Annotated in this window: 22 protein-coding genes and 1 pseudogene; 16 read left to right on the top strand and 7 right to left on the bottom strand. The window is 63.0% G+C overall.

The window, feature by feature from the left end; genetic code table 11:
- Nucleotides 1-33: 33 nt before the first annotated feature.
- The 7 genes and pseudogenes from F753_RS36900 to F753_RS36870 all read left to right on the top strand — a co-directional run bounded on the left by F753_RS36900 (nt 34) and on the right by F753_RS36870 (nt 8,195).
- Nucleotides 34-1,956, top strand: a complete 1,923-nt coding sequence (locus tag F753_RS36900) for a bifunctional sugar phosphate isomerase/epimerase/4-hydroxyphenylpyruvate dioxygenase family protein (RefSeq protein ID WP_023445446.1) — start codon at nt 34-36, stop codon at nt 1,954-1,956.
- A 280-nt stretch (nt 1,957-2,236) separates the two neighbouring features.
- Nucleotides 2,237-4,749 (top strand): annotated as a pseudogene (locus F753_RS36895) (sensor histidine kinase).
- A gap of 148 nt (nt 4,750-4,897) precedes the next feature.
- A complete protein-coding gene (gene purE, locus F753_RS36890; RefSeq protein WP_014822018.1) occupies nt 4,898-5,386 on the top strand; it encodes a 5-(carboxyamino)imidazole ribonucleotide mutase in 489 nt (162 codons plus the stop codon).
- Nucleotides 5,387-5,490: 104 nt separating this feature from the next.
- On the top strand, nt 5,491-6,576 hold the full coding sequence (locus tag F753_RS36885) for a 5-(carboxyamino)imidazole ribonucleotide synthase (RefSeq protein ID WP_023445445.1): 1,086 nt from the start codon (nt 5,491-5,493) through the stop codon (nt 6,574-6,576).
- An 85-nt stretch (nt 6,577-6,661) separates the two neighbouring features.
- A complete protein-coding gene (locus tag F753_RS36880; RefSeq protein ID WP_003297756.1) occupies nt 6,662-6,913 on the top strand; it encodes a GlsB/YeaQ/YmgE family stress response membrane protein in 252 nt (83 codons plus the stop codon).
- A 51-nt stretch (nt 6,914-6,964) separates the two neighbouring features.
- Entirely contained in the window at nt 6,965-7,501 is a 537-nt protein-coding gene (locus tag F753_RS36875; RefSeq protein WP_023445444.1) for a DUF3299 domain-containing protein, read from the top strand.
- Between the two features lie 10 nt (nt 7,502-7,511).
- A complete protein-coding gene (locus tag F753_RS36870; protein WP_023445443.1) occupies nt 7,512-8,195 on the top strand; it encodes a uracil-DNA glycosylase family protein in 684 nt (227 codons plus the stop codon).
- A 101-nt stretch (nt 8,196-8,296) separates the two neighbouring features.
- On the opposite strand, the gene F753_RS36865 is transcribed toward F753_RS36870, so the two are convergent.
- Both F753_RS36865 and F753_RS36860 read right to left on the bottom strand, forming a co-directional pair.
- A complete protein-coding gene (locus tag F753_RS36865; RefSeq protein WP_023445442.1) occupies nt 8,297-9,286 on the bottom strand; it encodes a 2-hydroxyacid dehydrogenase in 990 nt (329 codons plus the stop codon).
- A gap of 102 nt (nt 9,287-9,388) precedes the next feature.
- Entirely contained in the window at nt 9,389-9,613 is a 225-nt protein-coding gene (locus tag F753_RS36860; protein WP_023445441.1) for a DUF2188 domain-containing protein, read from the bottom strand.
- A gap of 119 nt (nt 9,614-9,732) precedes the next feature.
- Here F753_RS36860 and F753_RS36855 point away from each other — a divergent pair, with 119 nt between their 5' ends.
- Nucleotides 9,733-10,290 carry a nucleotidyltransferase family protein gene (locus F753_RS36855; RefSeq protein ID WP_014822004.1) on the top strand — a complete coding sequence of 186 codons (558 nt, stop codon included), beginning with the start codon at nt 9,733-9,735 and terminating at the stop codon, nt 10,288-10,290.
- A gap of 21 nt (nt 10,291-10,311) precedes the next feature.
- Here F753_RS36855 and F753_RS50010 read toward each other — a convergent pair whose 3' ends face one another.
- Complete coding sequence (locus tag F753_RS50010; protein WP_014822003.1) at nt 10,312-10,740, bottom strand: hypothetical protein; 429 nt, start codon at nt 10,738-10,740, stop codon at nt 10,312-10,314.
- A 74-nt stretch (nt 10,741-10,814) separates the two neighbouring features.
- On the bottom strand, nt 10,815-11,798 hold the full coding sequence (locus F753_RS36845; protein WP_023445439.1) for a LysR family transcriptional regulator: 984 nt from the start codon (nt 11,796-11,798) through the stop codon (nt 10,815-10,817).
- 97 nt (nt 11,799-11,895) lie between these two features.
- On the opposite strand from F753_RS36845, the gene F753_RS36840 reads away from it, so the two are divergent.
- From F753_RS36840 to F753_RS49845, 3 genes are all read left to right on the top strand, one after another.
- Nucleotides 11,896-13,107 (top strand): MFS transporter, encoded by a 1,212-nt coding sequence (locus tag F753_RS36840; protein ID WP_023445438.1) that lies wholly within the window; start codon nt 11,896-11,898, stop codon nt 13,105-13,107.
- 343 nt (nt 13,108-13,450) lie between these two features.
- Nucleotides 13,451-14,575, top strand: a complete 1,125-nt coding sequence (locus F753_RS48800) for a helix-turn-helix transcriptional regulator (RefSeq protein WP_023445437.1) — start codon at nt 13,451-13,453, stop codon at nt 14,573-14,575.
- A 53-nt stretch (nt 14,576-14,628) separates the two neighbouring features.
- Nucleotides 14,629-15,957, top strand: a complete 1,329-nt coding sequence (locus F753_RS49845) for a hypothetical protein (RefSeq protein ID WP_023445436.1) — start codon at nt 14,629-14,631, stop codon at nt 15,955-15,957.
- A gap of 79 nt (nt 15,958-16,036) precedes the next feature.
- Here the strand turns inward: F753_RS49845 and F753_RS49730 are convergent, their stop codons facing one another.
- Nucleotides 16,037-16,201, bottom strand: coding sequence for a hypothetical protein (locus F753_RS49730; protein ID WP_023445435.1), 165 nt, complete (start codon nt 16,199-16,201; stop codon nt 16,037-16,039).
- A 164-nt stretch (nt 16,202-16,365) separates the two neighbouring features.
- Here F753_RS49730 and F753_RS0124940 point away from each other — a divergent pair, with 164 nt between their 5' ends.
- From F753_RS0124940 to F753_RS36830, 3 genes are all read left to right on the top strand, one after another.
- Nucleotides 16,366-17,073, top strand: coding sequence for a tetratricopeptide repeat protein (locus F753_RS0124940; protein WP_023445434.1), 708 nt, complete (start codon nt 16,366-16,368; stop codon nt 17,071-17,073).
- Nucleotides 17,070-18,911, top strand: a complete 1,842-nt coding sequence (locus F753_RS50245) for an inositol monophosphatase family protein (protein WP_023445433.1) — start codon at nt 17,070-17,072, stop codon at nt 18,909-18,911. Before F753_RS0124940 ends, F753_RS50245 begins: the two co-directional genes overlap by 4 nt.
- A gap of 74 nt (nt 18,912-18,985) precedes the next feature.
- Complete coding sequence (locus F753_RS36830) at nt 18,986-19,543, top strand: hypothetical protein (RefSeq protein WP_023445432.1); 558 nt, start codon at nt 18,986-18,988, stop codon at nt 19,541-19,543.
- On the opposite strand, the gene F753_RS36825 is transcribed toward F753_RS36830, so the two are convergent.
- Nucleotides 19,540-20,169: a hypothetical protein gene (locus tag F753_RS36825; RefSeq protein WP_023445431.1), complete on the bottom strand. Its 630-nt coding sequence runs from the start codon at nt 20,167-20,169 to the stop codon at nt 19,540-19,542. The genes F753_RS36830 and F753_RS36825 overlap by 4 nt on opposite strands.
- Complete coding sequence (locus F753_RS36820; RefSeq protein ID WP_023445430.1) at nt 20,166-20,870, bottom strand: hypothetical protein; 705 nt, start codon at nt 20,868-20,870, stop codon at nt 20,166-20,168. The genes F753_RS36825 and F753_RS36820 overlap by 4 nt, the downstream gene beginning before the upstream one ends.
- A gap of 306 nt (nt 20,871-21,176) precedes the next feature.
- Here F753_RS36820 and F753_RS36815 point away from each other — a divergent pair, with 306 nt between their 5' ends.
- Together F753_RS36815 and F753_RS49555 are read left to right on the top strand one after the other, a co-directional pair.
- Entirely contained in the window at nt 21,177-22,598 is a 1,422-nt protein-coding gene (locus F753_RS36815; protein ID WP_023445429.1) for a tyrosine-type recombinase/integrase, read from the top strand.
- Between the two features lie 61 nt (nt 22,599-22,659).
- Complete coding sequence (locus tag F753_RS49555) at nt 22,660-23,013, top strand: hypothetical protein (RefSeq protein ID WP_128709940.1); 354 nt, start codon at nt 22,660-22,662, stop codon at nt 23,011-23,013.
- Nucleotides 23,014-23,693 lie beyond the last annotated feature (680 nt).

Raw genomic sequence — 23,693 nt, 5'->3', positions numbered from 1 at the left:
CTTCCCGAGTCACCCGGTAACAGGAGTAACCGCATGAAACGCTCGATCGCCACCGTGTCGCTGAGCGGCACCCTGCCGGAGAAGCTGGAGGCCGCCGCGGCGGCTGGATTCGATGGCGTCGAGCTGTTCGAGAACGACCTGCTCTATCACTCCGGCAGCCCGCAGGACATCCGCCGCCTGTGCGAGGACCTGGGCATTGCCGTCACGCTGTTCCAGCCGTTCCGTGATTTCGAGGGCTGCCCGCGGGCGCGCGTGCAGCGCAATCTCGATCGCGCCGAGCGCAAGTTCGACCTGATGCACGAGCTGGGCGTCGACCTGATGCTGCTCTGCAGCAACGTCCAGGCCGATGCGCTGGGCGATAACGAGACGCTGGTGGGTGACCTCGGCCAGATCGCCGAGCGTGCCGGTGCACGCGGGCTGCGCGTGGGCTACGAGGCGCTGGCCTGGGGCCGCCACGTGAAGACCTGGCGGCAGGTCTGGTCACTGGTACAACAGGTCGACAATCCTGCACTGGGGGTGATTCTCGACAGTTTCCATACGCTGGCGCTGGGCGATGACCCGAGCGGCATTGTCGATATCCCGGGCGAGCGAATCTTCTTCGTACAGCTCGCCGATGCGCCGCTGCTGGCAATGGATGTACTGCAGTGGAGTCGGCATTTCCGTTGTTTTCCCGGTCAGGGCGAATTCGACCTGGCGGGCTTTCTCGCACCTGTGCTGCAGGCCGGCTACAGCGGCCCGTTATCGCTGGAAGTGTTCAACGATGGCTTCCGCGCTGCGCCGCCGCGAGGCATCGCCGCTGACGGCCTGCGTGCGCTTCAGCACCTGGAAGAGAAAACCGGGCAACGTCTGAGTGCCTCGACCAGCCCGGCGCTGGCGCAAACGCTGTTCGCGCCAGCGCCGGCACCGCGTTACGAAGGCATCGATTTCCTCGAGTTCGCGGTGGACGAGCCGCACGCCGTGCGCCTCGGCAGCTGGCTGCAGCGTCTTGGCTTCGCCCATGTCGGTCAGCACCGCTCGAAGGATGTGCAGCTGTTTCGCCAGGGCGAGATCAATATCGTGCTCAACGCCGAGCCCTATTCGTTTGCCCACAACTACTTCGAGGCGCATGGCCCTTCGGTGTGCGCCATGGCGCTGAAGATCGACGAAGAGGGGCCGGCGCTGGCGCGTGCCTGCGCCTTTGGCGGCCAGCCCTACCGTGGCCTGATCGGGCCGAACGAGCGGCAGATTCCGGCCGTGCGCGCGCCGGACGGCAGCCTTATCTATCTGCTCGAATCCGGTGCGCCAGGGCAGAGCAACTACGACATCGACTTCCGTCTGCATGCGGTCGGCCCGAAGGATGCGGGCTTGCAGCGTATCGATCACATGGCTACCGCGCTGCCGGCCGAAAGCCTGGCCAGCTGGGTGCTGTTCTATCGCAGCCTGTTCGATTTCGAGGCCGACAACGAGCTGCTGCTGCCCGATCCCTATGGGCTGATGAAGTGCCGCGCCATGCGTAGCCCCTGCGGCCGCGTCCGGCTGCCGCTGAACACCTCGCAGGATCGCGATACCGTGATCGCCCAGGCGCTGTCCAGTTATCGTGGCGCCGGGGTGCACCACGTGGCGTTCGCCTGCGACGACATCTTCGCCGAGGTCGCCCGGGCGCAGGCGGCCGGGGTGCCGTTGCTGGAAATCCCGCGCAACTACTACGACGATCTGGCGGCGCGGTTCGATTTCGACGACGCGCTGCTCGCCGAACTGGCGCGCTACAACGTGCTCTACGACCGCGATGCCGAGGGTGGCGAGCTGTTCCACGTCTACACCGAGCCGTTCGAAGGCCGCTTCTTCTTCGAGATCCTGCAGCGCTGCAATGGCTACACCGGCTACGGCACCGCGAATGTCGCGGTGCGCCTGGCGGCGATGGCCAAGCAATGCCGCCGTTCGGTCTCCGGCACGACCAGCGTCGCCAGCGCCTGCTGAAACGGACGGCGAACTCGACCGCCAGGCTCCGGTGGCCTGTTTGGTAAGTTCAGTTGGTCAATTTCGGTGCCCGTGGCTCCCGATACTGCGTTGCTGCTCCTTGCCATAGCCCAGCTATGACTCGTCGCAGCGCCTTGTCTCGGGCCCATGGTCATCCGAACTTGCCTCAACCCACTCACCGCACAGGCCACTAGCTCGACGCCGCGAGCGCGGTGGTATGATCACGGCCTCGCCGCGCCTACTGCTGATTATTCGCCTTGCGCGGCCGCTGGAGCCCATCGTGCCCACCTCAAAGCCAAACGGCCTGCGTCAATGGATCTGGCGGGCCTTCGTGCGCAGCGCGCTCATCCCACTGGTGCTGGTGGAGACCGCGTTGATCGCGATCTATCTGCTGACCAACAACGCCATTCGCGACGCCCAGGTCGAGCATCTGCGCGAAACCGCGCTCAACGACCTGCAGGCGGCGGTAAGTCTTGAGTCGCGTCTGATCAGCGAGCAGCTCAGCCAGGTCAGCTCCCTGACCCAGTTGTATCGCAATCTCACCGCGCAGACGCTGCAGAGTGAAGCGCCGCAGCAGACGCCCAATCTAGCGCTGAGCGACGACGGGGTGCGCTACAGCCCCAGCGATGACGGCGGTGCCGCCGTGTTCTATTCCAACGCCACTGCCCCCGAGCGGCATGACCTGCAGAAGATCGCCAGGCTGCGGCAGCTGGAGCCGCTGATGAAGGAGATCGAAGCGCGCAACCCGCTGGTCGCCAGCCTCTACTTCAACAGTTGGGATAGCTTCAACCATATCTATCCGTGGTTCTTCACGCTCGATCAGTACCCGGCGGACATGGATATCCCCAAGTACAACTTCTATTACCTGGCAGACGCCAAGCACAACCCGTCGCGCGGCGTAGTGTGGACCGATGTCTACCTCGACCCGGCCGGGCACGGCTGGATGATGTCGGCGACCGCGCCGGTGTACCACGGCGATTTTCTCGAAGGCGTGGTCGGCATCGACATCACCGTCAGCGGCATCCTCGAGCAGATCGGCCAGGTGCAGGTGCCCTGGGGTGGCTACGCCATGCTGGTCAGCGATGATCTGTCGATCATGGCGCTGCCCGAACCTGGCGAAGCGGATTTCGGCCTGGCCGAGCTGACCGAGCATTCCTATCTGGATGCCATCCGCCGCGAGGTGTTCAAACCGGAGGATTTCCAGCTCGATCGCCGCCCGGAAACCGCTGAGCTCGCCGCGGCGATCTCCGGGGCCAGCAGCGGCGTACAGCAGGTGATGCTTGGCGGCCGGCCGCAGCTGGTGGCCTGGACCACTGTGGCGCAGACCGGCTGGCACCTGCTGGCGGTGGTCGATGAGGCCGCGGTATTTCGCCAGACCAATGCCCTGGCCGCCAGACCAATGCCCGGGGGAGCCGTTATCAGCAGATCGGCTATCTGCTGATCGCCGGGTTGGTGCTGTTCTATATCGGTTTCTTCGCCCTCATGTGGCTGCGCGCACGCCAGCTCAGCGGCGCGCTGCTGACGCCCATCGCCGGCATCTCGCGGATGCTCGGCGAGATTGGCGTCGGCCGCTGGCAGCCGCAGCCGGCCGAGTCGCAGATCCGCGAGCTGGACGAAATGTGCCGTCACACCCAGGACATCGGTAGCCGCCTGGCCTATAGCGAATCCGAGCGCTGGGAGGCGCAACGGCGACTGGAACTGGTGCTGGAAAGCGCAACCGAGAGCCTCTGGGAATATGACATGCCCAACCACCGGCTGCGTATACGCGGCGGTATGGGGACGCGCTTCGGCCTGCCGTCGGGGCAGCTCAGCGATAGCGAGTTCCGTCGCCGTATCCACCCCGACGACTTGCCGCAGGCGCTGGCGCAGATCGAACGCGTCAGCCGCGGGCTGCAGCAGCGCTACGAGGCCGAATACCGCTTCGCCGATACCCAGGGCCACTACCACTGGCTGCTCAGCCGCGGGCGTGTGCTTGAACATGATCCGGATACCGGCGTGGCGAAGATACTCGCCGGTACTCATGTGGATATCGACGCGCTGAAGCGGGTCGAGGAAGAACTACGCGCGGCGACCCTGCAGGCCCAGGCTGCCAGCGAAGCGAAGGGTCGGCTGCTCTCAGGTATCAGCCATGAACTGCGCACGCCGCTCAATGCGATTCTCGGTTTCGCCCAGCTAATGCGCATGGACTGCGACGACGAGAGCCAATCCGAGGCGGCGGAATACCTCGACGAGATCCTGCTTGCCAGTCGCCATCTCAACCAGCTGCTGGGCGAGATTCTCGAGTGGTCCAGCCTGCAGAACGAACCGGCGCAGCTCGAACTGCAGGCGGTGGACGTCTGCAAACTGATGCGCGAGTGCGCCGAACTGGTCTCGCTCGAGGTTCAGCAACGCGGCCTGCATCTGCAATTGCAGTTGCCGGATGAGCCACTGCAGGTGCTTGCCGAGCCGCGTCGGTTGCGCCAGGTGCTGCTCAACCTGCTGTCCAACGCGATGAAGTACAACGTTCCCGATGGCCACATCAGCTTACGTACCGAAACCAGCCCGGGGCATGTTCGGCTGTTGGTCGAGGATACGGGATTGGGCATCGAGCCCGCGCAGCAGGCGCAGGTGTTCGAACCCTTCCAGCGGCTCGGGCGCGAGAACAGCATGATCCAGGGCACCGGCATAGGGCTGTCGCTGTGCCTGGAGTTCGCCCGCCTGATGAACGGTCAGCTGGGACTGCACAGCGAACCTGGCGTCGGCAGCCGTTTTTGGATCGAACTGCCACGCCTGGCGCCTGCTGCGCTGCAGTAGCGCGGGGTACTGGCTGGTCACGCCTTGCGCTATACTGCGCGGCTTTCGCGCGGGCGGCCAAGGTCGGTCCGCGACTGTCCAGGCCACGCTCTTTTGCGTGGTTTGTTGTTCTTGACGCGCCCGCGGGCGCCCAATGAGAGGCACGACGATGAGCGCACTGGTAGGCGTGATCATGGGCTCCAAGTCCGACTGGTCCACCCTGAGCCACACCGCCGACATGCTGGAAAAGCTGGGCATCCCCCATGAAGTGACGGTGGTGTCCGCCCATCGCACCCCGGACCTGCTCTTCCAGTACGCCGAACAGGCCGAAGCCCGCGGGTTACGCGTGATCATCGCCGGCGCCGGCGGTGCCGCCCATCTGCCGGGCATGTGCGCCGCCAAGACGCACCTGCCGGTGCTCGGCGTGCCGGTGCAGTCCTCGATGCTCTCCGGCGTCGATTCGCTGCTGTCCATCGTGCAGATGCCGGCGGGCGTGCCGGTCGCCACCCTGGCCATCGGCAAGGCCGGCGCGATCAACGCCGCGCTGCTGTCGGCGAGCATCCTCGGTCACGAGTTTCCCGAGTATCACCAGGCACTGAAGAAATTCCGCGACGAGCAGACCCAGACCGTTCTGGACAGCCCGGACCCACGCGTCTGAGCCGACCATGCCGGCGCGGCGCCGCCCGCTGGCGGGTATAAACTTGCTTTCCTGCGCCGCGCGACGCGCGCGCTCGATCTGCCGCCTACTGAAGGGCCGTTGATATGAAAATTGGTGTGATCGGTGGCGGCCAGCTGGGCCGCATGCTGGCCCTGGCGGGCACTCCGCTGGGCATGAGCTTCGCCTTCCTCGACCCGGCGCCGGACGCCTGCGCCCAGGCCCTCGGCGAGCACATCCGCGCCGACTACGACGACAAGGACCACCTGCGCCGGCTGGCTGACGAGGTGGATCTGGTGACCTTCGAGTTCGAGAGCGTGCCGGCCGAGACGGTGGCCTTCCTCTCGCAGTTCGTGCCGGTCTACCCGAGTGCCGAATCGCTGCGCATCGCCCGAGATCGCTGGTTCGAAAAATCCATGTTCAAGGACCTCGGCATTCCCACCCCGGACTTCGCCGACATCCAGTCCCAGGCCGATCTAGACGCCGCGGTGGCCAGCATCGGCCTGCCGGCGGTACTCAAGACCCGCACCCTGGGTTACGACGGCAAAGGTCAGAAGCTGCTGCGCAAGCCGGCTGATGTGAGCAATGCCTTCGCCGAACTGGGCAGCGTGCCGTGCATCCTCGAGGGCTTCGTGCCGTTCACCGGCGAAGTCTCGCTGATCGCCGTGCGCGGGCGTGATGGCGAGACCTGTTTCTATCCGCTGGTACACAACAGCCACGAGAGCGGCATCCTGCGGCTGTCGGTGGCCAGCAGCAACCATCCGCTGCAGGCGCTGGCCGAGGACTACGTCGGTCGCGTGCTCAAGCAGCTCGACTATGTCGGCGTGCTGGCCTTCGAGTTCTTCGAGGTCGATGGCGGCCTGAAGGCCAACGAGATCGCCCCGCGCGTGCACAACTCCGGGCACTGGACCATCGAAGGCGCCGAGTGCAGCCAGTTCGAGAACCACCTGCGTGCCGTCGCCGGTCTGCCGCTGGGCTCGACCGCCAAGCTGGGCGAGAGCGCCATGCTCAACTTCATTGGTGAAGTGCCGCCGGTGGAAAAGGTCATCGCCATCGAGGATTGCCATCTGCATCACTACGGCAAGGCCTTCAAGGTCGGACGCAAGGTTGGCCACGCCACCCTGCGCTGCCCCGATCGCGCCACCCTCGACCGGCAGATCACCGCCGTAGAGACGCTGATCCCGCATTCCTGAAGCCCGGCCGTCAGGCTTCGGCGAACGGTGACAGAGCCCTCGGGTCCGATTGGTTACCCACCTTTCGGACCTCAGGAGCTTATCCATGGGCATCATCGGCACCATCATCATCGGCCTCATCGTTGGCCTCATCGCGCGTTTCCTCAAGCCCGGCGACGACAGCATGGGCTGGATCATGACCATCCTGCTCGGTATCGGCGGCTCGCTGCTGGCGACCTATGGCGGCCAGGCGCTCGGCCTGTACCAGGCGGGCGAAGGTGCGGGCTTTATCGGCGCGGTGGTCGGTGCGATCATCCTGCTGGTCATCTATGGCATGGTTACCAGCCGCAAACATTGATCCACCGGGGGCCGCGCCCAGTGGCCCCGTTCTCTCTCATGTAGTTGCCTTATGCGCACATTCGTCCTCTCGCTGCTCTGCTTTCTCGCACTTGTTTCCCACGCCCAGGCCACGCCGCCCGAACTCGACTGGCTCGAGCTGATGCCGCCCGAGGACCGCCAGGCGCTGGAGGAAATGCCCGAAATCGACCACTCGACGCCGGAAGATGCCGGCTTCAGCGATCAGGGCGGGCTGAAGCAGGACGCCGGGCTGCCGGCGGTGATGTACTCGGCCAAGACCGTCGCCGAACTGAATGGCCGCGAGATCCGTCTGGGCGGCTATCCGGTGCCGCTGGAGAGCGACGCGCGCGGGCGCAGCACCGAATTCTTCCTGGTGCCCTATCCGGGCGCCTGCATCCACGTACCGCCGCCGCCGCCGAACCAGATCGTGCTGGTGCGCTACCCCAAGGGCATCGCCCTTGAGGATATCTACGCCCCGCTGTGGGTCGACGGTCGCCTGCAGATCGAGCCGGTCAGCAACGATCTGGCCGATGCCGCCTATGCGCTGAAAGCCGCCGCAGTCGAGCTGGTCGACGAAAGCGACCTCTGAGGCACCGGTCATGGCGCTGCCCACTCAACTCCGTCAGGCGCTACGCGACCTCGCCGCGCACACCGATGGCATCGATCTGCCGGTCTACCAGGCATTCGAGCGTGATCCACGGGAGCCAATCATCGGGCTTGGCGACGCCGATGCGCCGCTCTGCTTTTTCGGTCGTGACCCAGGCCGCGAGGAGGTCCGCCATGGCGAGCCCTTCATCGGCTCTGGCGGGCAGATCGTCCGCCGCGTGCTCTATCGCCACCTGCATGGCGAGCAGATGCCGGATTTCGAGGCGGGGCGGGCGCTGGGGCGGCACTACTTCTGGATCAACACCGTGCCGTACAAGCCGGTCGGCAACAAGGCCTGGTCGATGGCAGTCAAGCGCCGCTTCCATCCGCTGATGCGCCAGTTGCTGGTGGACAACTGGCGCGGGCGGCACATCATCACCCTCGGGCGCGAGGCGTTCCTCTGGTTCGGCATCGACCAGCCGCGTGAGGCGCGCCAGCGCCTGGAAGACTTCTGGCAGCGTGAAGATCGCTTCATCGCCAGCCTCGGCGTCGAACTGCAGGACGAGCAGGGGCGGGCCCGAGCCTTCACCCTGCACCCGCTGCCGCACCCCTCGCCGTTGAACCAGACCTGGTTCAAGCGCTTCCCGGACCTGCTCGAGGCGCGGCTGCGCCAGCTCGACGAACAACCAGCCCGTTAGTGGCCTTTGCCAAGTTCAGTTGGTCAATTTCGGCGCCCATGGCCCCGATACTGTGTTGCTGCTCATCCGAACTTGCCTCAACCAACCCACCGCACAGGCCGCTAGCCGCTGACCTGATTGCTGATCTGCCCGGCCTGCCAGGCAGCGACATTGCCCAGCGTGGTGCCGGCGATCGCAGCCAGCGCCTCGTCGGTGAGAAATGCCTGGTGCGCGGTGACGATGACGTTGGGAAACGACAGCAGCCGCGCCAGCACATCGTCCTGCAGCGGCAGGCCGGAGTGGTCCTCGAAGAACAGTCCGGCCTCTTCCTCGTAGACGTCCAGGCCCAGGTAGCCGAGCTGACCGCTCTTCAGCGCGCCGATCAGTGCTGGCGTGTCGATCAGCGCGCCACGGCCGGTGTTGATCAGCATGGCGCGCGGCTTCATGGTCGCCAGGCTCTGCTGGTTGATCAGGTGACGGGTCTGCTCGGTCAGCGGGCAGTGCAGGCTGACGATATCACTGCTGGCGAGCAGCTCGTCGAGCGCCACATAACGCATGCCGAGGCGCTCCAGTTCCGGGTTGGGGTAGGGGTCATAGAGCTGCACCTCGCAGCCGAAACCGAGCATGATCCGCGCGAACACAGCGCCGATCTGTCCGCTGCCGACCACGCCGACGCGCTTGCCCACCAGATCGAAACCGGTCAGCCCCTGCAGCGAGAAATTGCCCTCGCGGGTACGGTTGTAGGCCCGTGGCAGGCGCCGGTTGAGTGCCAGGATCAGCGCCACGGTGTGCTCGGCCACCGCGTGCGGCGAATAGGCCGGCACCCGTACTACCGGCAGGCCGAGGCGCTGGGAACAGGGCAGATCGACGTGGTTGTAGCCGGCCGAACGCAGGGCGATCAGCCGCGTGCCTCCAGCGGCGAGCCTCTCCAGCACGGGCGCCGACAGCACGTCATTGACGAACGGGCAGACCACCTCAGCGCCCGCGGCCAGCGCCACGGTGTCGGGATCGAGGCGCGATTCGAGGAATTGCAGCTCGAAGCCATGTGCCTGATTGGCGGCCCGGAAGCTGTCACGGTCGTAGGGCTTGCTGCTGAACAGGGTGATACGCATCGGGAGCCTCGTTGAATAGGGCGACTGCCCACAGGGTGCGGCAGTTGTCGGCCGAGGCCAAGTCGCTTCTGCCTACGGGCTCTGCCTGGACTGGTTCGACGCTCAGCCCTCGCTGCGCCGCGGGTCGGCACTGCGCGGGTAGGTGCGCTCCTCCTGGATGGTGCCGTCCTTCTTGTGAATCTTCACCGAGGCCGTTTTGCCTTCGAGGAAGGTTGCGGTCACCTGCAGCATCTCATCCTTGGTCGCAGCGGTCTTCGAAGCGCGGGTCGCCCCCTGCTTGCGCAGTTCCCAACCGTTATCGGTGGCGTTGATGTGATAGTTGTCCATGCGTGCCTCCTCTGACTTGATGCGGGTTTAGAGGGGCGTCGGCCGGGGCGGTTCACCGAGTCGCGCACTGGCGGCGTGCAGGCTGATAGCCTGTGCGGCCAGCCCTCGCGGAGCATCTCATGCACACGCACGCCCGATTGCGCGCCATCATCACGGCCGACCCGCTGCGCATGCGGGTGCTCGATCTTGTGAAGGCGCTCGCCCTGCCGGATTGCTGGGTGGCTGCAGGTTTCGTGCGCAGTGCGGTGTGGGATCACCTGCATGGACGTGACAGCAGCCCGCTGCCTGCGGATATCGATGTCATCTGGTTCGACCCCGACCGGCCCGACAAGTCGCTGGATACCGGGCTCGAGGCGGCACTGCGGCGCTCGGACGGCTCGCTCAACTGGTCGGTGAAGAACCAGGCCCGCATGCACTTGCACAACGCGGATCAGCCCTACCGGTCGGCAGCGGACGCGATGACCCACTGGCCGGAAACGGCCACTGCAGTCGGAGTGAGGTTGGGAGCGCTGGAGGAGATCGAGGTGGCGGCCCTGCTGGGGCTGGACGATCTGTTCGATCTGATCGTCCGACCCACGGCGGCCTTTCGTGCCGGCAAGCGACAGGTCTATCTGGAGCGCCTGGCCGCGAAGGGCTGGTCTGAAACCTGGCCAGTCCTGCGCATTCGGCAGGACTGACCGGCAGCGCCGTTCTGCGGGCTAGATGAACGCCTGCCGCGCTACGCCACGGGGCAGGCGATTGCGCCCCGGCAGCTGCTCCAGGCGCTTCTGCCATTCGGCGCGTGCGGACAGGACTGAAGCCGGCTTCGCTGTCGTTGCGGGCGCAGTCGGGGCGGTCTTTACCGGCGCTGCGGGCGCACTCGCTGCAGTTTTCGCTGCCGCTGTGGGGGCCGTCGTTGCCGTCTTCGCCACGGCTGCAGGTGCCCCCGCCGTGGTCTTCGCCGCCTTCGCGGCAGCCCTCAGTTCGGCGAGGCTCGGTGTCTTGCGTACAGGCTCGCTCACAGCCTTTTCCACGCTGCGCAGGCACAGCTTGCAGGAAACCTGAGCAGCATCGCCGGAACTGTTGAGGCTTGAGCCGGTGCGCCCGCATGCGACATTCCCATTGGGCGCGGAATAGTGAATCACCACCGTACTGTCTCCTGAATTTCGGGGCGCGGGATTCTACACGCTCGGTCCAACCAGGCAATGCCGGTGGTAGAAACTCAGGGGGCAGCCGTCCGTGCGCCGACGCCAGCCGGTTGCAGCGCGTCGATGCCCGGTGAGGTCATGCCGACGAGGTTGGGCATGTCCGTTCGGATGATTTCGGCGAACAGGCGCAGCTTGGCGGGATAGCTGCGCGCGTGCGGGTAGATGAGGTAGACGGGCAGGGGAGCTGCTCGCCACTGCGGCACGAGCTGAATCAGCCGGCCTTCTTCGATGTCCTGCGCAACCACCCAGGCGGAGCTGACGCACGCGCCAAGCCCTGCCAGTGCCGCACTGCGCAGGGCGTAGAGGCTGTCCGTGCTCATGCGTGGCTGGATCGCGAAGCGATGCGAGCGCCCGTCCGCCTGGCAGGTCAGTACGACCTCGTCGGTGTAGTAGGTCCGCAGGGCCAACCAGGGCAGACGCTGGAGTTGCTCGGTGGTGCTCGGCAGAGGGCCGTCGCCAGCCAGCGACGGATGGGTCACCACAATGCGCGGCACTTCGCCGAGGCGGATGGCAATGACGGACGGGTCCTCGATGACGCCCACCTGGATGGCGCAATCGATTCCCTCGGCCGTGAAGTTGGGCGAGCGATCATGCAATACCCATTCGACGCTGACGTTCGGGTAGCGCGACAGGTACTTGCCGAGCGGAGCGATCAACTGGTCCTGGCCGAACGCGTGCGGGACCTGCACCCGAAGCGTGCCGCGCGGGTCGTCACGCGCGCCGAGCAGCTCGGCTTCCATCTCGCTCCAGCTTTCGAGGACCTGTCGGGCGAAACCGTAGCAACGCTCACCATCACCGGTGAGCTGCATGCGGTGGGTCGAGCGATTGAGCAGTTGCAGGCCGAGCGACCGCTCCAGCGCCTGCAGCCGGCGGCTGACCGTGGGTTGGGTGGTGCCCAGTTGCGCCGCCGCCGCCGAGAGACTGCCGGCATCGACGATTCTGATGAACGTGCGCAAGAGATCGATGCGATCGATGCCTGCCGTCGAGTAGTCGTTCATACGTGTCTCGCATAACGGATCTGCAGATGAGCCTACTACAGCAGTCGATCATGCGCATGGAGAATGACCAGACACTGTTCGGACCAGGACCCTTCTCATGACTTCCTCATATTCATCCCCGGCGCTCGCCAACAGCTCGGGTCTGCTCTCGCCTGGGCTTGTTCTGCTCCTGGCATCAGGCGCCGGCTTCAGCGTCGCGACGCTCTATTACAGCCAGCCGATCCTCGGTGTGCTCGGTGCGGAGATCCAGGCCAGCGAAGGCGCTGTCGGCATGGTTCCGATGCTGACGCAGCTTGGCTATGCGCTCGGCATTCTGCTCCTGGCGCCGCTGGGTGACCGTTATGACCGGCGCGGAATCATTCTGGCGAAGGCGGTGCTGCTCATGCTGGCTCTGCTGCTCAGCAGCATCGCGCCGGGCGTCGGTACATTGCTCGCTGCGAGCCTGGTGATCGGGCTTGCCGCGACCCTGGCACAGGACATCGTTCCAGCGGCCGCGACCCTGGCGCCCGAATCGCAACGCGGCAGGGTCGTGGGCACGGTCATGACCGGCCTGCTGCTGGGCATTCTGCTCTCGCGGGTCATGAGCGGCCTGATCGCCGAGCAACTCGGCTGGCGTGCCGTTTATGCGCTCGCGGCTGGCTCGATTGGCTTGATCGGGCTCGCCGCCTGGCGCGGGTTGCCACGGTTCTCCCCGACCACGTCGCTGGGCTACGGCGCCTTGCTCGGCTCCATGCTCAAACTCTGGTCGCTACATTCGTCCCTGCGCCGCGCGGCCGTTTCCCAGGGCCTGTTGTCCGTTGCCTTCAGTGCATTCTGGTCGACGCTCGCCGTTATGCTGCATGCGGATTTCGGACTCGGTAGCGCCGCGGCCGGCGCGTTTGGCCTGGCAGGTGCCGCTGGCGCACTCGCCGCACCCTTGGCCGGTCGCCTGGCCGATCGCCGCGGACCGGAGCGCGTGACACGCCTGGGCGCGGCCCTGACTGCCGCATCCTTCGCTGCCCTCGGCTTGGTCGGAGTGGTGCCGCCGGAGATCCAGTTGGGCGTGATCGTGGTGGCCGCCATCGGCTTCGATTTCGGCATCCAGGCGACCTTGGTCGCTCATCAGACCATCGTCTACGGCATCGACCCGCCGGCGCGCAGTCGCTTGAATGCCGTGCTGTTCACCGGTGTTTTCGTAGGGATGGCGACCGGCGCGGGACTGGGCAGCCTGGCGCTTGGACAATGGGGCTGGAATGGCGTGGTCGTGCTGGCGACCCTGGCATCCATAGGCGCACTGGCGGCGCGTCTTGTACGACGGGTTGCACCTTGACCGCCACCGAGCTTGGCCGATGCCGCAGATGCGCGTCGCTACGTGCATCTGCGGCATCTCCTCGCAAGCTGCTCGGCTGAATTGGTCGCCGGAGTATTGCGAGCTCAGCCTAAAACGAAAAAGGCCCGCATTTCTGCGAGCCTTCAAATCGTGGATTCGAACCCGAACCACTGATTACAAGGTATTTAGCTTTAATCTAAACATCAGCGACTTAGCCAGACCTTTTCTTACGTTCCGCGTCCACTGAAAAGCTGCTGGGAAATGCCTTGCTCAGGCTTTTTTACGCTACGTTTCCCGAGGCTGATGTCATTATGATGTCTGCCCTGCTGGAAGGGAGACGAGCATGTACGAAGACGAGGGCAGGCCGCGCCCGGCAAAGATTTCCGAACGCCGCGATACCATTGCCGGGTGGATCCGCGATGCAGGAAAGAAAGGGCTGACGGCCCCTCAGATCCATGCCCGCCTATTTGACGAGCTGGACACTGAGCTGACGATCAAAACGGTGCAGCGTGATCTGAATTTCTTGCGCAAGTGCAAGCGCGCTGAACCGCAGAAAAATCCGGAACACGGTGCGCCGCGATGGCAGCTCGTCCGTAACGCGGAGGCGCTGATGCCCGTCCGCTCGAACGACACTAAGCTTTCCAGCGCTGATCTCAAGTCGGCACGGGTGGCGCTGGGTATCGTCATGCTGTACGAGCAAGCAAGCCATCTGCTTCCACTGGCTGCACTTAATGATCTGCGTGAGCACTACGAACGATCCAAACGCCTGCTTACCCGGTTAGCACCTCAGGAGGGCCGCTGGCTCGGCAAGCTGGTAACCGGCACTCAGCACGTTCAGCTGCATCAGGCTGTGATTGATCTGCAAATTCTTGAGCAGATCCAGCTTGCTTTGCTTGGAGGCTATCAGCTGGCGGTACGTTATTTCGCCAGCAATCGGCAAGAAGAGCGTGATTACGAGCTGCATCCCCTCGGTCTTTCCTACCAGGATTCAAGCATTTATCTGGTATGCCACTCCGGCAACCCTGATCGAATTCGCTGTTTACCGTTGCATCGGTTTCGCAAGGTTCGGCCCCTGGAAAGCCGTCTGAGCAAGGTGCCACAGGGTTTTGAGCTCCGGCATCATGTGCAACGAATCTTGGTCGAGCCTGAACCGATAACACTCAAATTACGCATCAATGACCGATTGCGCCGGCGGCTGGATGAGAGCGAAACACCGCTGACGCGCGAGCAGGTATTCAGCTCCCTGGGTGATGGTTGGCACCTGCTTGAGTGCAGCATTGCCTATAGCCAGGGGCTGCTGTGGTGGATTCTCAGCCATGGCGCCACGGTCGAAGTGCTCGAGCCTCCGAGCCTCCGATCTCAGGTTCGCCAAATCATGCGAAGCATGGCCAGCTTCTACCTCGACGATGTAGCCGAGCCTGTGGATTCTTCCCCGCTCTTACGCGTTACAAGGTGCCGTGCGACATAAGTTGTCGTGCGGATATGGAAAATCAGCCGGACGCATCCCCTACAAGGAACCCTATGAATCGCAGTCAATACCTAGCTCAGCGCGACGTGCAACAGTTCATCGAATGGCTTGTTCCCCATCTGACCGATGACGGGAACCTTAGTCATTGTTTTGTGGAGCGGCGTTCGGCCCGGCAATGGCAGTTTGCAGGCCTTGAAGATGCCTTCGAGCAGTATCGCTGGCCATCCCGGGGCGCGTTTGGCATACCGGCAGGCGAGACGCTGGCCGACAACGACCAGGTGCTTCGGACTTTGCGGGACGCCCTGCGCAAAGCTCTCGCCCGCGGCGATGCGCAGGCGACCTGCAGCGCGGCCTGTCAGGTGATGGTCTGGGGAGGCGTCCAGAATGGCAATATCCGCTGGCTGCAGGAGAATGCCGAGTCTCTCGCCGATACACTCGAGGCTGTTACCGCGGCCTTGGATGCAGGCGAGCTGGCCGGTGTGCTACTGGATACGCAGCTACGCTTCAATGCCGGGATGACCAAGGTTTACTCGCTACTGGCCAAGGACCTGATCATCTATGACAGCCGCGTTGCCGCTGCGCTGGGCTGGCTGGTCGCAAAGTATTGTCGAGCCCAAGCGTTAGCCGCAGTGCCTGCGCCACTTGCGTTTCCGTGGGCACCTGCTAAGGAGGGCTTGAGTGCAGCGAGCCCAAAAAACCGCAACCCCGCGATAGAAGGCCTGCGCTTTCCAAGGCTGCAGTCCGGCCCGATGCATGCCGAGTGGAATCTGAAGGCCAGCTGGGTACTGGTCGAAGCGTTGAACCGTGACCGCGGTAGCCGTTTCGCTCAGCCGGGCCCAGTTGATAGCCTGCGGCGGCTCGAAGCGGCGCTTTTCATGCTGGGGTACGACTTGCCCCCGCAGCCGCTCGCTCGGCAAGTCGTGGCTCAGGGACCGCTAACACAAGCCAGCTCCGCCGAGGCGTCGACTTCGGTCTGGAACGAATGCTACACCGCAGCCCAAGGCAAGCAGTTCCATTACCGGATCGAGCCTGATCGAATCGTACTCAAGGACGGACGAATATTTCTCCTCGAGCACGTCAACGCCACGCTCGAATGGCTTAGGAAGCATTTTGGCAGCAATCCATTTCCACTAGCCAATTCCGCCCAGCATGTTCCGACCGGCGCATCGCCGGCAGGGATTGGAGTAGCTTATTTCAGGGCGACGTTGGGCAAGGGCAGTCCGCCGCATACCAGTGCGCTGGCGGCTGTGCTTGTCGAACTGGGCGTTTTGCTGCGGCAGCCGCGTAGGAGCTGGATCCTTTCGCCTGAATGCCTGGCAGCGGGGACGATCGATATCGGACCGGTGCTGCAGGAAGCAGTGGATCTGGCTGAGGCACTCTAACGACGCCTACCACCTACCGCGCCCTTGAGCCAGAGTCTGTTTGGCACTGGCTCAGGGCCTCGGCAGCTTCTCGTAACCGCTAGCGAACCGGCACAGGCCCGTTCATGCACTGATAGCCCGGATACTGCGCTTCGGCGGTGACCTTCGCCATCGCCGAACTCGTTGCCTGGACTGTCATGATAAAGCTGGCGCGCGGGCCTGCGGAGGCGACAACGCGGCGCATGGATACTTGGTAGGTCTTCATACGGAACCCTCATCGGTGAAGTCCTGCTTACTGTGCAAGATCCCTGCGACGGGTTATGTCGCGATGTCCTGCGGCTGCGGCGGTCCCGCATACGGTGGGGTGCGACAGGAGTTGTCGGTCGTCGCGATGACAATCCGGCCATCAACTCGATGGCTGGAGGTTCCATGTTGCCGATCCTGTCGCTAGCCCTGGCCCATTGGCGCGGCCAAAGCGCAACGCTTGCCGAGCAGCAGCGTTATGCCGAATTGCACGAGCGCGCTGCTGCGCCTGACGCATCAGCCGAGGCGCTCAATGAACTGGGTTGTCTCTGGCTGGTAGGCCAGCGGGACGAGTGGCTGGCTCGCGGATTATTCATTGCAGCGGCGCGATACGGTTCGCTAGAAGCGCTGCTTAACCTTGGCTATGTCCATTGGTATGGCAAGGGCGTGGCGGTGAACGAGCGCAAGGCGCTGGCTTACTACCAGCGGGCTGCAGAGCGCGGCTCGCTCGACGCCTGCTATGAGATAGGACAGGTTTACGTAGGCTCGGATGAGGAGTATTTGCCGGCACCGTGCAGGGTCGCTGCGGACCTGCAGCGCGCCTATCAGTGCTTTCGAACCGCTGCCGAAGGCGGTCATTGCGAAGCGATGTTCGCCCTCGGTGATCTTCTGCTGGGCTCCGATTCCAGCATCCGGGACGAAGCCAACGGCCTGTACTGGTTGATGTGTGCGGCCGGCCACGGCCAGCCCCTGGCTGCCGACCGGCTGGCGCGTTTCTACCTCGACGAGCCGCGCCTGGAAATGCCGGACCCCGGCAACCTCATGGGCGATTTCTGGCGCAACTATCGCATGAGTCGCGAGGGGCTGGTGACTGACGAAATGGAGAAAGAATGATGATGGATGCGATCGATATTGCCAGTCTGCTGCGGCCCGTACAGGTAGCGGTTGAGGCAGCGGGTGAACTAATCCTCCGCGAATGGGAGCGCGAGGGTGGGCCGCGTGGCAGTGGCGACAAGGCTGCGGTGGATGAGGAAATCGAACGGCTGCTTCATAAACAGCTGATCGGTCTGCTGGACGTCGACTTCTGGGGTGAGGAAACCTGCCAAAGGCTCACCGGCCAGCGATTTTGCTGGGTGGTGGACCCGCACGATGGGACGCGGGATTTCCTGCTCGGCTTGCCGGGCAGCGCCATCTCCGTGGCCCTGTTGCGCGACGGGCAGCCGGTGCTCGGAGTTGTCTACGCGCCAATCAGCCCAGATCGGGGCAGAGACTGCATAGCCTGGGCCGAAGGCCTGCCGCACCTACTGCGCAACGACACCGCGCATCCGGTTGATCTGTCCGGCTCACGACTCGAGGCGGGAGAGATCGTCTGGCTGAGTGCGGCTGCCGCCCGTAAACCTCACGCCAATATTCGCCTATGCGCACCGGCCCGTTTCGTCGCCATGCCGAGCATTGCCTATCGGCTGGCCCGAGCGGCTGCTGGCGATGGCGTGGCGGCGGTATCGTTGACCAGCCTGTCGGCACATGACGTGGCTGCCGGGCATGCGCTGCTGATCGGAGCGGGTGGCGTGCTGCTCCACCAGAGCGGACGACCGCTGGGTTATCGAAACATGAACCTGGTGTGCATCCGCTGTTTCGGCGGTGCCGCAGCGGCCTGTGCCGCCCTTGCCGGCCGCCCCTGGAGCCAGGCCCTCGAGGAATGCAACGAGGCGCAGCGCAGCCTGCCGATGTCGCCGGTGTTTCCTCCAGTCCAGCGGCTTCAGCGCGCATTTGGTTGCCTGGCGGCGATGCTCATCGGCGACAATCTGGGCGCGCAGGTCGAGTTCATGAGCGCGGCCGAGATCGCCGAGCGTTTTGCGTCCGAGGCCCTGACGATGGAAGACGGCGGCACTTGGAAGATTCAGGCTGGGCAACCCACTGACGATGGGGAGCTTGCGCTAACGCTGGCGAGATCATTGGTGGAGCAGGGCGGCTTTAGCGCAACGGACGTCGCGCAGCGCTATGTGGCCTGGCTTCGCTCCGAGCCCTTCGATGTAGGCAACACCACCCGCCAGGCCTTGCTTGGGCCGCTTCGTCAGCCGGCATTGGCGGTTGACGAGGCCTGTCGAGCGCATGCCTCTGTAAGCAGCCAGGCTAACGGTGCATTGATGCGGGTCGCGCCGATCGGGATTGCCGCTCATGGTCGTCCGTCGCTGGCGGCGTGCTGGGCCAGGCAGGATGCACTGCTCACCCATCCACATGGCGTCTGCCAGGAGGCGAACGCGGCCTACGCAGCAGCGATCGCAGCGGCGGTAGCGGGTGCGGATCGCCAGGCGATGCTGGACGCGGCATTGACGGTGCTCCCGCCGAGCGCCGAAGGCGACGCTGTCAAACAGGTGCTGCTGGCTGCCGCAGCGGGCGAGCGGCCTGACGACTATCAGCAACAGATGGGCTGGGTGCTCATCGCGCTGCAGAATGCCTTCTACCATCTGCTGGCCGGCAACACCGTCGGCCATGCGCTGAACGAAACGATCCGGAAAGGAGGAGACACCGATACCAACGCCTGCATCGCCGGGGCGCTGGTAGGCGCTGCCGACGGTATCGCTAATCTCGAATGGTCACAGCTCGGTGCATTGGTCTCATGCCGCGCACATCCGCAGTCGCTGCGACCGCGACCAATCACTTGCTGGCCGGACGATGCTGGCATGCTCGCCCAGCGGCTGCTTGTGCTGGATGTTGACGGCTCATGCTAAAAGTCGTTGACCTGGCGGGGAGCAGTCCGCGCTTTACAACTCACTGCTTCGGACGCAAACACAGAGAGTGCACCGTGGCGGTCGAGCTGCGGCTCGAGCCTGATGTGCCAAGCGGCCTACGGCTGCTGATGGAGGTATCGGCCCTCCAGGCCTGGCCAGACGGGGAGCGCGTGACTCGGCTGACTATTGTTACGACCGATCAATCGGCTGCCGGCCAGCTTCTTGCGGCGCACCAGCTGCTCGAAGCCAGCGTGGTTGGCAACGGGCCGGTGCCGTTGCTGGTGGACGATTACGTGCAGGTGTTCGACGGTGTGGCCGGCGGGCAACTGACAGTTGAGATACAGCCGCTTGGCTGGAGCGTCCGGAGCGCCTTGCCTTACCAGCGGCTGGTGGCAGTGGTCTTTGCCCCTGTCGAGCTGGCATATGACGAATACCTGGCGGTGGCGCTTGGCTTGCAGGCTCGCCTGCCAGAGGGCGCGCCCTTCAAGGCCGGTATGATCCATCGGCCATTGCAGCAGCCGATGTTGTTTCTGCTTGGCCAGCGCGCTCAGGGTCAGCCATCCATCAGCGATGGATGCCACAACCGGGCGCCTGACGGGCTGGAACGCATGAGTGGCATGTCTGTTTCCTAAGCGCTGAAAGCCTCTCCGAGTAAGCCAAGCCGGTGGCTGGCAAGCGTGCGCCACTCATCAAGGGCTGCCTCGATAGCCGCTTTGTCTACCAGATCGTCGAGCGCTATCGCCTTGGTAAAACAGCGGTAGCCAGGCAAATCAGTGGCATTCACTTCGCCGTCCTCGGGGTAACCGATGCCCTTCCAGACGTTGCCATACCAGTCGCAGGGTTTGGCGGCGGGTAGGTCGCAGACCACCACCGATAACACCAGCTCGCTGCGGGTTTGCTCGACTGGCTCGGGACTGAACTGCCCGCTGTACTGGTCGAACCCTGTATCGCTGCGAACCCAGGCGCCAAACATCAAATCGCCCGGACGGTGATTGTCCCAAGGTGCTTCCTGGCCGTTGTTCTTCAGCCAAATTGCCGACAGGTCATAGAACGGTAGGTAGCGCCGACCGCTGTTGTCACGTTTCTCCAGCCCATCAAGCCCCTGCGGCAACGGATACACATATTGGTGGTGGTAAGCAGAGGCGCCAAGCTGCTCGCGGATATAGCCCAACAGCTCGAACATGCGCTGCTGATAATCGGCCAACAGGCGATAGGCCTTGCGTACATCCAGCAAGGCGTCTTGCAAGGGGGCGGTCATTTCAGACTCCAGGCGGCGAATGTGCCGGGGCGGGTGTTGAGTGCGACTGGCCGCAGATCGGCGAGCCAGCGCATCGGGTGTGTGCGTAAGCCATGCCAGGCGTAGCACTTGGCGATATCGTCCAACAGACGCAGGCAGCCTGGGGGCGAATCGGGCGGCAAGTGCGTTTCCAGCGCCTGATACAGCTGTTGCCAGCTCGCGCAGACCAGTTTGAAGCGGCTAGCGCTGCCATCGGGCAAAAAGGGCAGCACCTCCGACAGCAGTCGCTGGCGGCCCGCTTCGCCGTAATCGTTCAGGCCGCCCAGTGTGAGCAGGATACAGGGGTCTGAGAGAACGTTTTGTTGCCAGCCGGACAGAAGTTCATTAGCCAATTGAGTGGCCAGTTGCTGGCGCGCATTGTCGTGCCGCTTGGCTTCCACCAGCACCGTGGAGCTATTGCCCTGCAACAGCACGTCAGGTTCGACGCGGGTACCGTCTGGCAGGTACCACGATGGCCAATAGTCGATGCGCTGCAGAGGGCCAAAGGGTTCGCCCAGCAGATCGCTGAGCACCAAGGACAGCAGGTTTTCAGGCAAGTAGCTCAAGCGCTCAAATACGCTGGCAGTCAGCACGTCCTCAGCCCCCTCGGCCTCCTCTAGTGCCATCTGCTGGCTATGCAAACCGGTGCCGCGCTTCTTGCCGGCCAGTACTGCGTTAAGCATGGTCAGGTTCCGCCTGTTCCGGCACTTTTGTCTTTAACGTGTTCTTCCGATCCGGAGCTAGCCGGTGATAGTTCACCGCAAAAACGATAAAGGCCCGCATTTCTGCGAGCCTTTAAATCGTGGTGCCGGCACCAGGAGTCGAACCCGGGACCTACTGATTACAAGTCCTTGATTTTGAAATTTCAGGGGTTTTCATGAAGTTTCACATTCTATATAAATCAATAAGTTAGGATGATTTTGCCTTTCGGGAACGTTCCGATAATTTCATTGATTTGCATCGAAGTGTTGAGCAAAGTGTTGACCTGAATGGAACAGGAGCGCGCTTTCGTGGGGCACAAACTAACCGATGCTCAGACAAAAAGATGGGCAACTACGGGTGTGATCTTAAAGGATGGGGTGGCCACTCCTACACGTACCGTCTCCGAACAGCTCGGTGCGCGCGGGTCCGGTTCGATGCTTCTGGAGCGGCGCCCCAGCGGGGACATTGAGGTTTACTTAGCGGTACGCCGGGGTGGCAGGCAAGAGCGCAAGAAACTCGGCCAGTTTGGAACGCTCTCCGCTGGTGGTCAGATTAGAGGCTTAGCGTACTGGCGCCAGGAGGCAGAACGCGTTGCTGCGGCTGCTCGTGATTTCCAGACACTCGAAACGTACGAAAATCATGTTCGACGGTTGAAGGCCGAGCAGCAACGGATCGAAAGCCAAGCCGCTCGCCAAGGATCTTTTGAGCAGCTTTTGCTGGCTTACGTAGCGGACATGGAGCGACGTGGGAAGACAAGCGCCCGAGGAGTAATGCGTGCCCTAGAGCTTGATGTAATCAATGCATTCCCGGATCTAGCCGGCACCAAGGCGAAAGAGATCCAGGCAGAAGATATTTCGCAGATCCTGCGCCATTGCATTAACCGGAAGCCCGCATCCAAAGGGCGTGGGCGACGAAAAACACAGGCGAGCGCAACGAATGGCAAGCTAACCGCCGCTAATCGTCTTCGGGCTTATTTGCGTGCTGCGTTTTCGTTTGGCTTGAAGCACGATCTGAATCCCTTGAGAGCAGGCGATGCGGTCCTATTCGGGCTCAGATACAACCCAGTTGCCGATCTCCCTACGATTGAGGGTGCGGAGCGTGCAAACACGGAGGCGTTGAACGGCGACGAACTGAGACAAGTGCTTCGTGCTGTCGCTGCGCTGCCAGGGCGCCGTCAGCCAATAGCTAACGCGATGATTTATCTGGCAGGGCAACGTGTGCAGATGTTATTGCGCGCAACTTGGGCTGACCTGTCAGAAGATCCTGAGCACGGCACGGTTCTCCGCTTGGTCGATTACAAGGGAGGCAAAGGAACGCCTCCTAGGGATCATCTTTTGCCCATATCTGGAAGGGTCGAAGAGGTACTAGCGCCGTTACTGACGCCTCGGACTGGCGCGGGTCCGTTTTCGCTTGACGGTGTGCGGAAAGTATCCGCGCATACAGTGCAGAAGATTTTTTCCGAGCTTGGCTCTGTGTTGTCGGCACAGGGCCTGACTCGCACCTTCACTTGGCGCACGATGCGAGCGACCATCGAGACTCATTTGGCGATGCTTGGTGTTGATGAGCAGCGAAGGGCATGGCTGCTTTCTCATGGCCGGAGCGGAGTTCAAGCAAAGCACTATGACCGTTACAGCTATCTGAAAGAAAAGCGCGAGGACCTAGGCAAATGGGCAGCCTATCTAGACGCAATGTTGGATAACCCCGCATAGGGACTTGGGTTCGGTTCAGTGCTTGATAGCATTTCTCCATCAAGTAAAAGGAGACCCGCCTATGTCCCGCGTTTTGTGTAACCGCTGCAAGCGGATGATGGTTCCAAGAGTAATATTTAGCCGAAGCATTGCCGGTGGCTGGGGATGGCGAATTGGCGGGGGAAAGCCAATCTCCAGCTGCTGTCCCTTCTGCTTATCAGAACATTGGGATGTAGTAGTAGAGCCAAGCCCACTGCGTGGCAGCGTTCTGATGAAGGTGCTGAGTATTCCGCTGACCCTGATCATGTTTACCTTGCTCTTCGGTGCTTCCAATGAGTTGGCTAGCTATATGGGTGGGTCAGCGATCGTGCAGTGGATTGGCGTGATCGGGTCGGTCGTGGCGACCTATAAATTTGGCCGCTGGTTCGTAAACTGATACCCAGCCAAGGACGTTTGGCGCCCTTTTTTTCGCGTGGTCGGAGTGGGGCTTCGCTGCCAGTTACTCCCTCCTCTTTCTAGGGCGGGACGACAGGCGCTTGTTGTCTAAATATCGCGCCAACCGCAAACCAACTAGAGCCGCGACCGTTACGCAAAAAAGCACAACGGCAATTGCCTTTAGCAAGGTTGAAGTCGTTTCCATGCTTCGATCCTTTTCGGTTGTTCGATGTCCGCACGTTAGCCCCGGATACGGAAAACCCTAGCTACCACCTCATGTCCACTCTGAGGTCAGCGAAGCGGCCATTCCGACGACAAAACACCCCATGCGGTGGAAAATAGCCGCGTTGCCATAGCGGATGTCTAACGACAACAGAAGCCATCCACTAAAAAACAGAACAGGTGTTGTTGCCGCAGTGGACGCGAACCGGCAACAGCCCCGCAACGGCAGCCACTGCTACCTTCAATTTCCACCGTAGAAAACGCTACTTTCCACTTCTCTTTCCACTGTGGAAAGGACTGACTTTCACCGCTCGGGGGCGAGGGTGGATAGTGAGCACCAGTTTCTACGGAGTTGGAAACTATGAAAGCCAGCAACGACGCGGCTCACAGCGACTTTCCGCTCTCAATTTCCACAGTGGAAAGCCTCACTTTCCACATTCATCGCCGAGGGTGGAAAGA

Origin of the sequence: Stutzerimonas chloritidismutans AW-1 (assembly GCF_000495915.1) — a bacterium.
Taxonomy (GTDB): domain Bacteria; phylum Pseudomonadota; class Gammaproteobacteria; order Pseudomonadales; family Pseudomonadaceae; genus Stutzerimonas; species Stutzerimonas chloritidismutans.
Note: the sequence above shows the minus strand (reverse complement) of the source record. Positions and strands in the feature narration are given on the sequence as shown.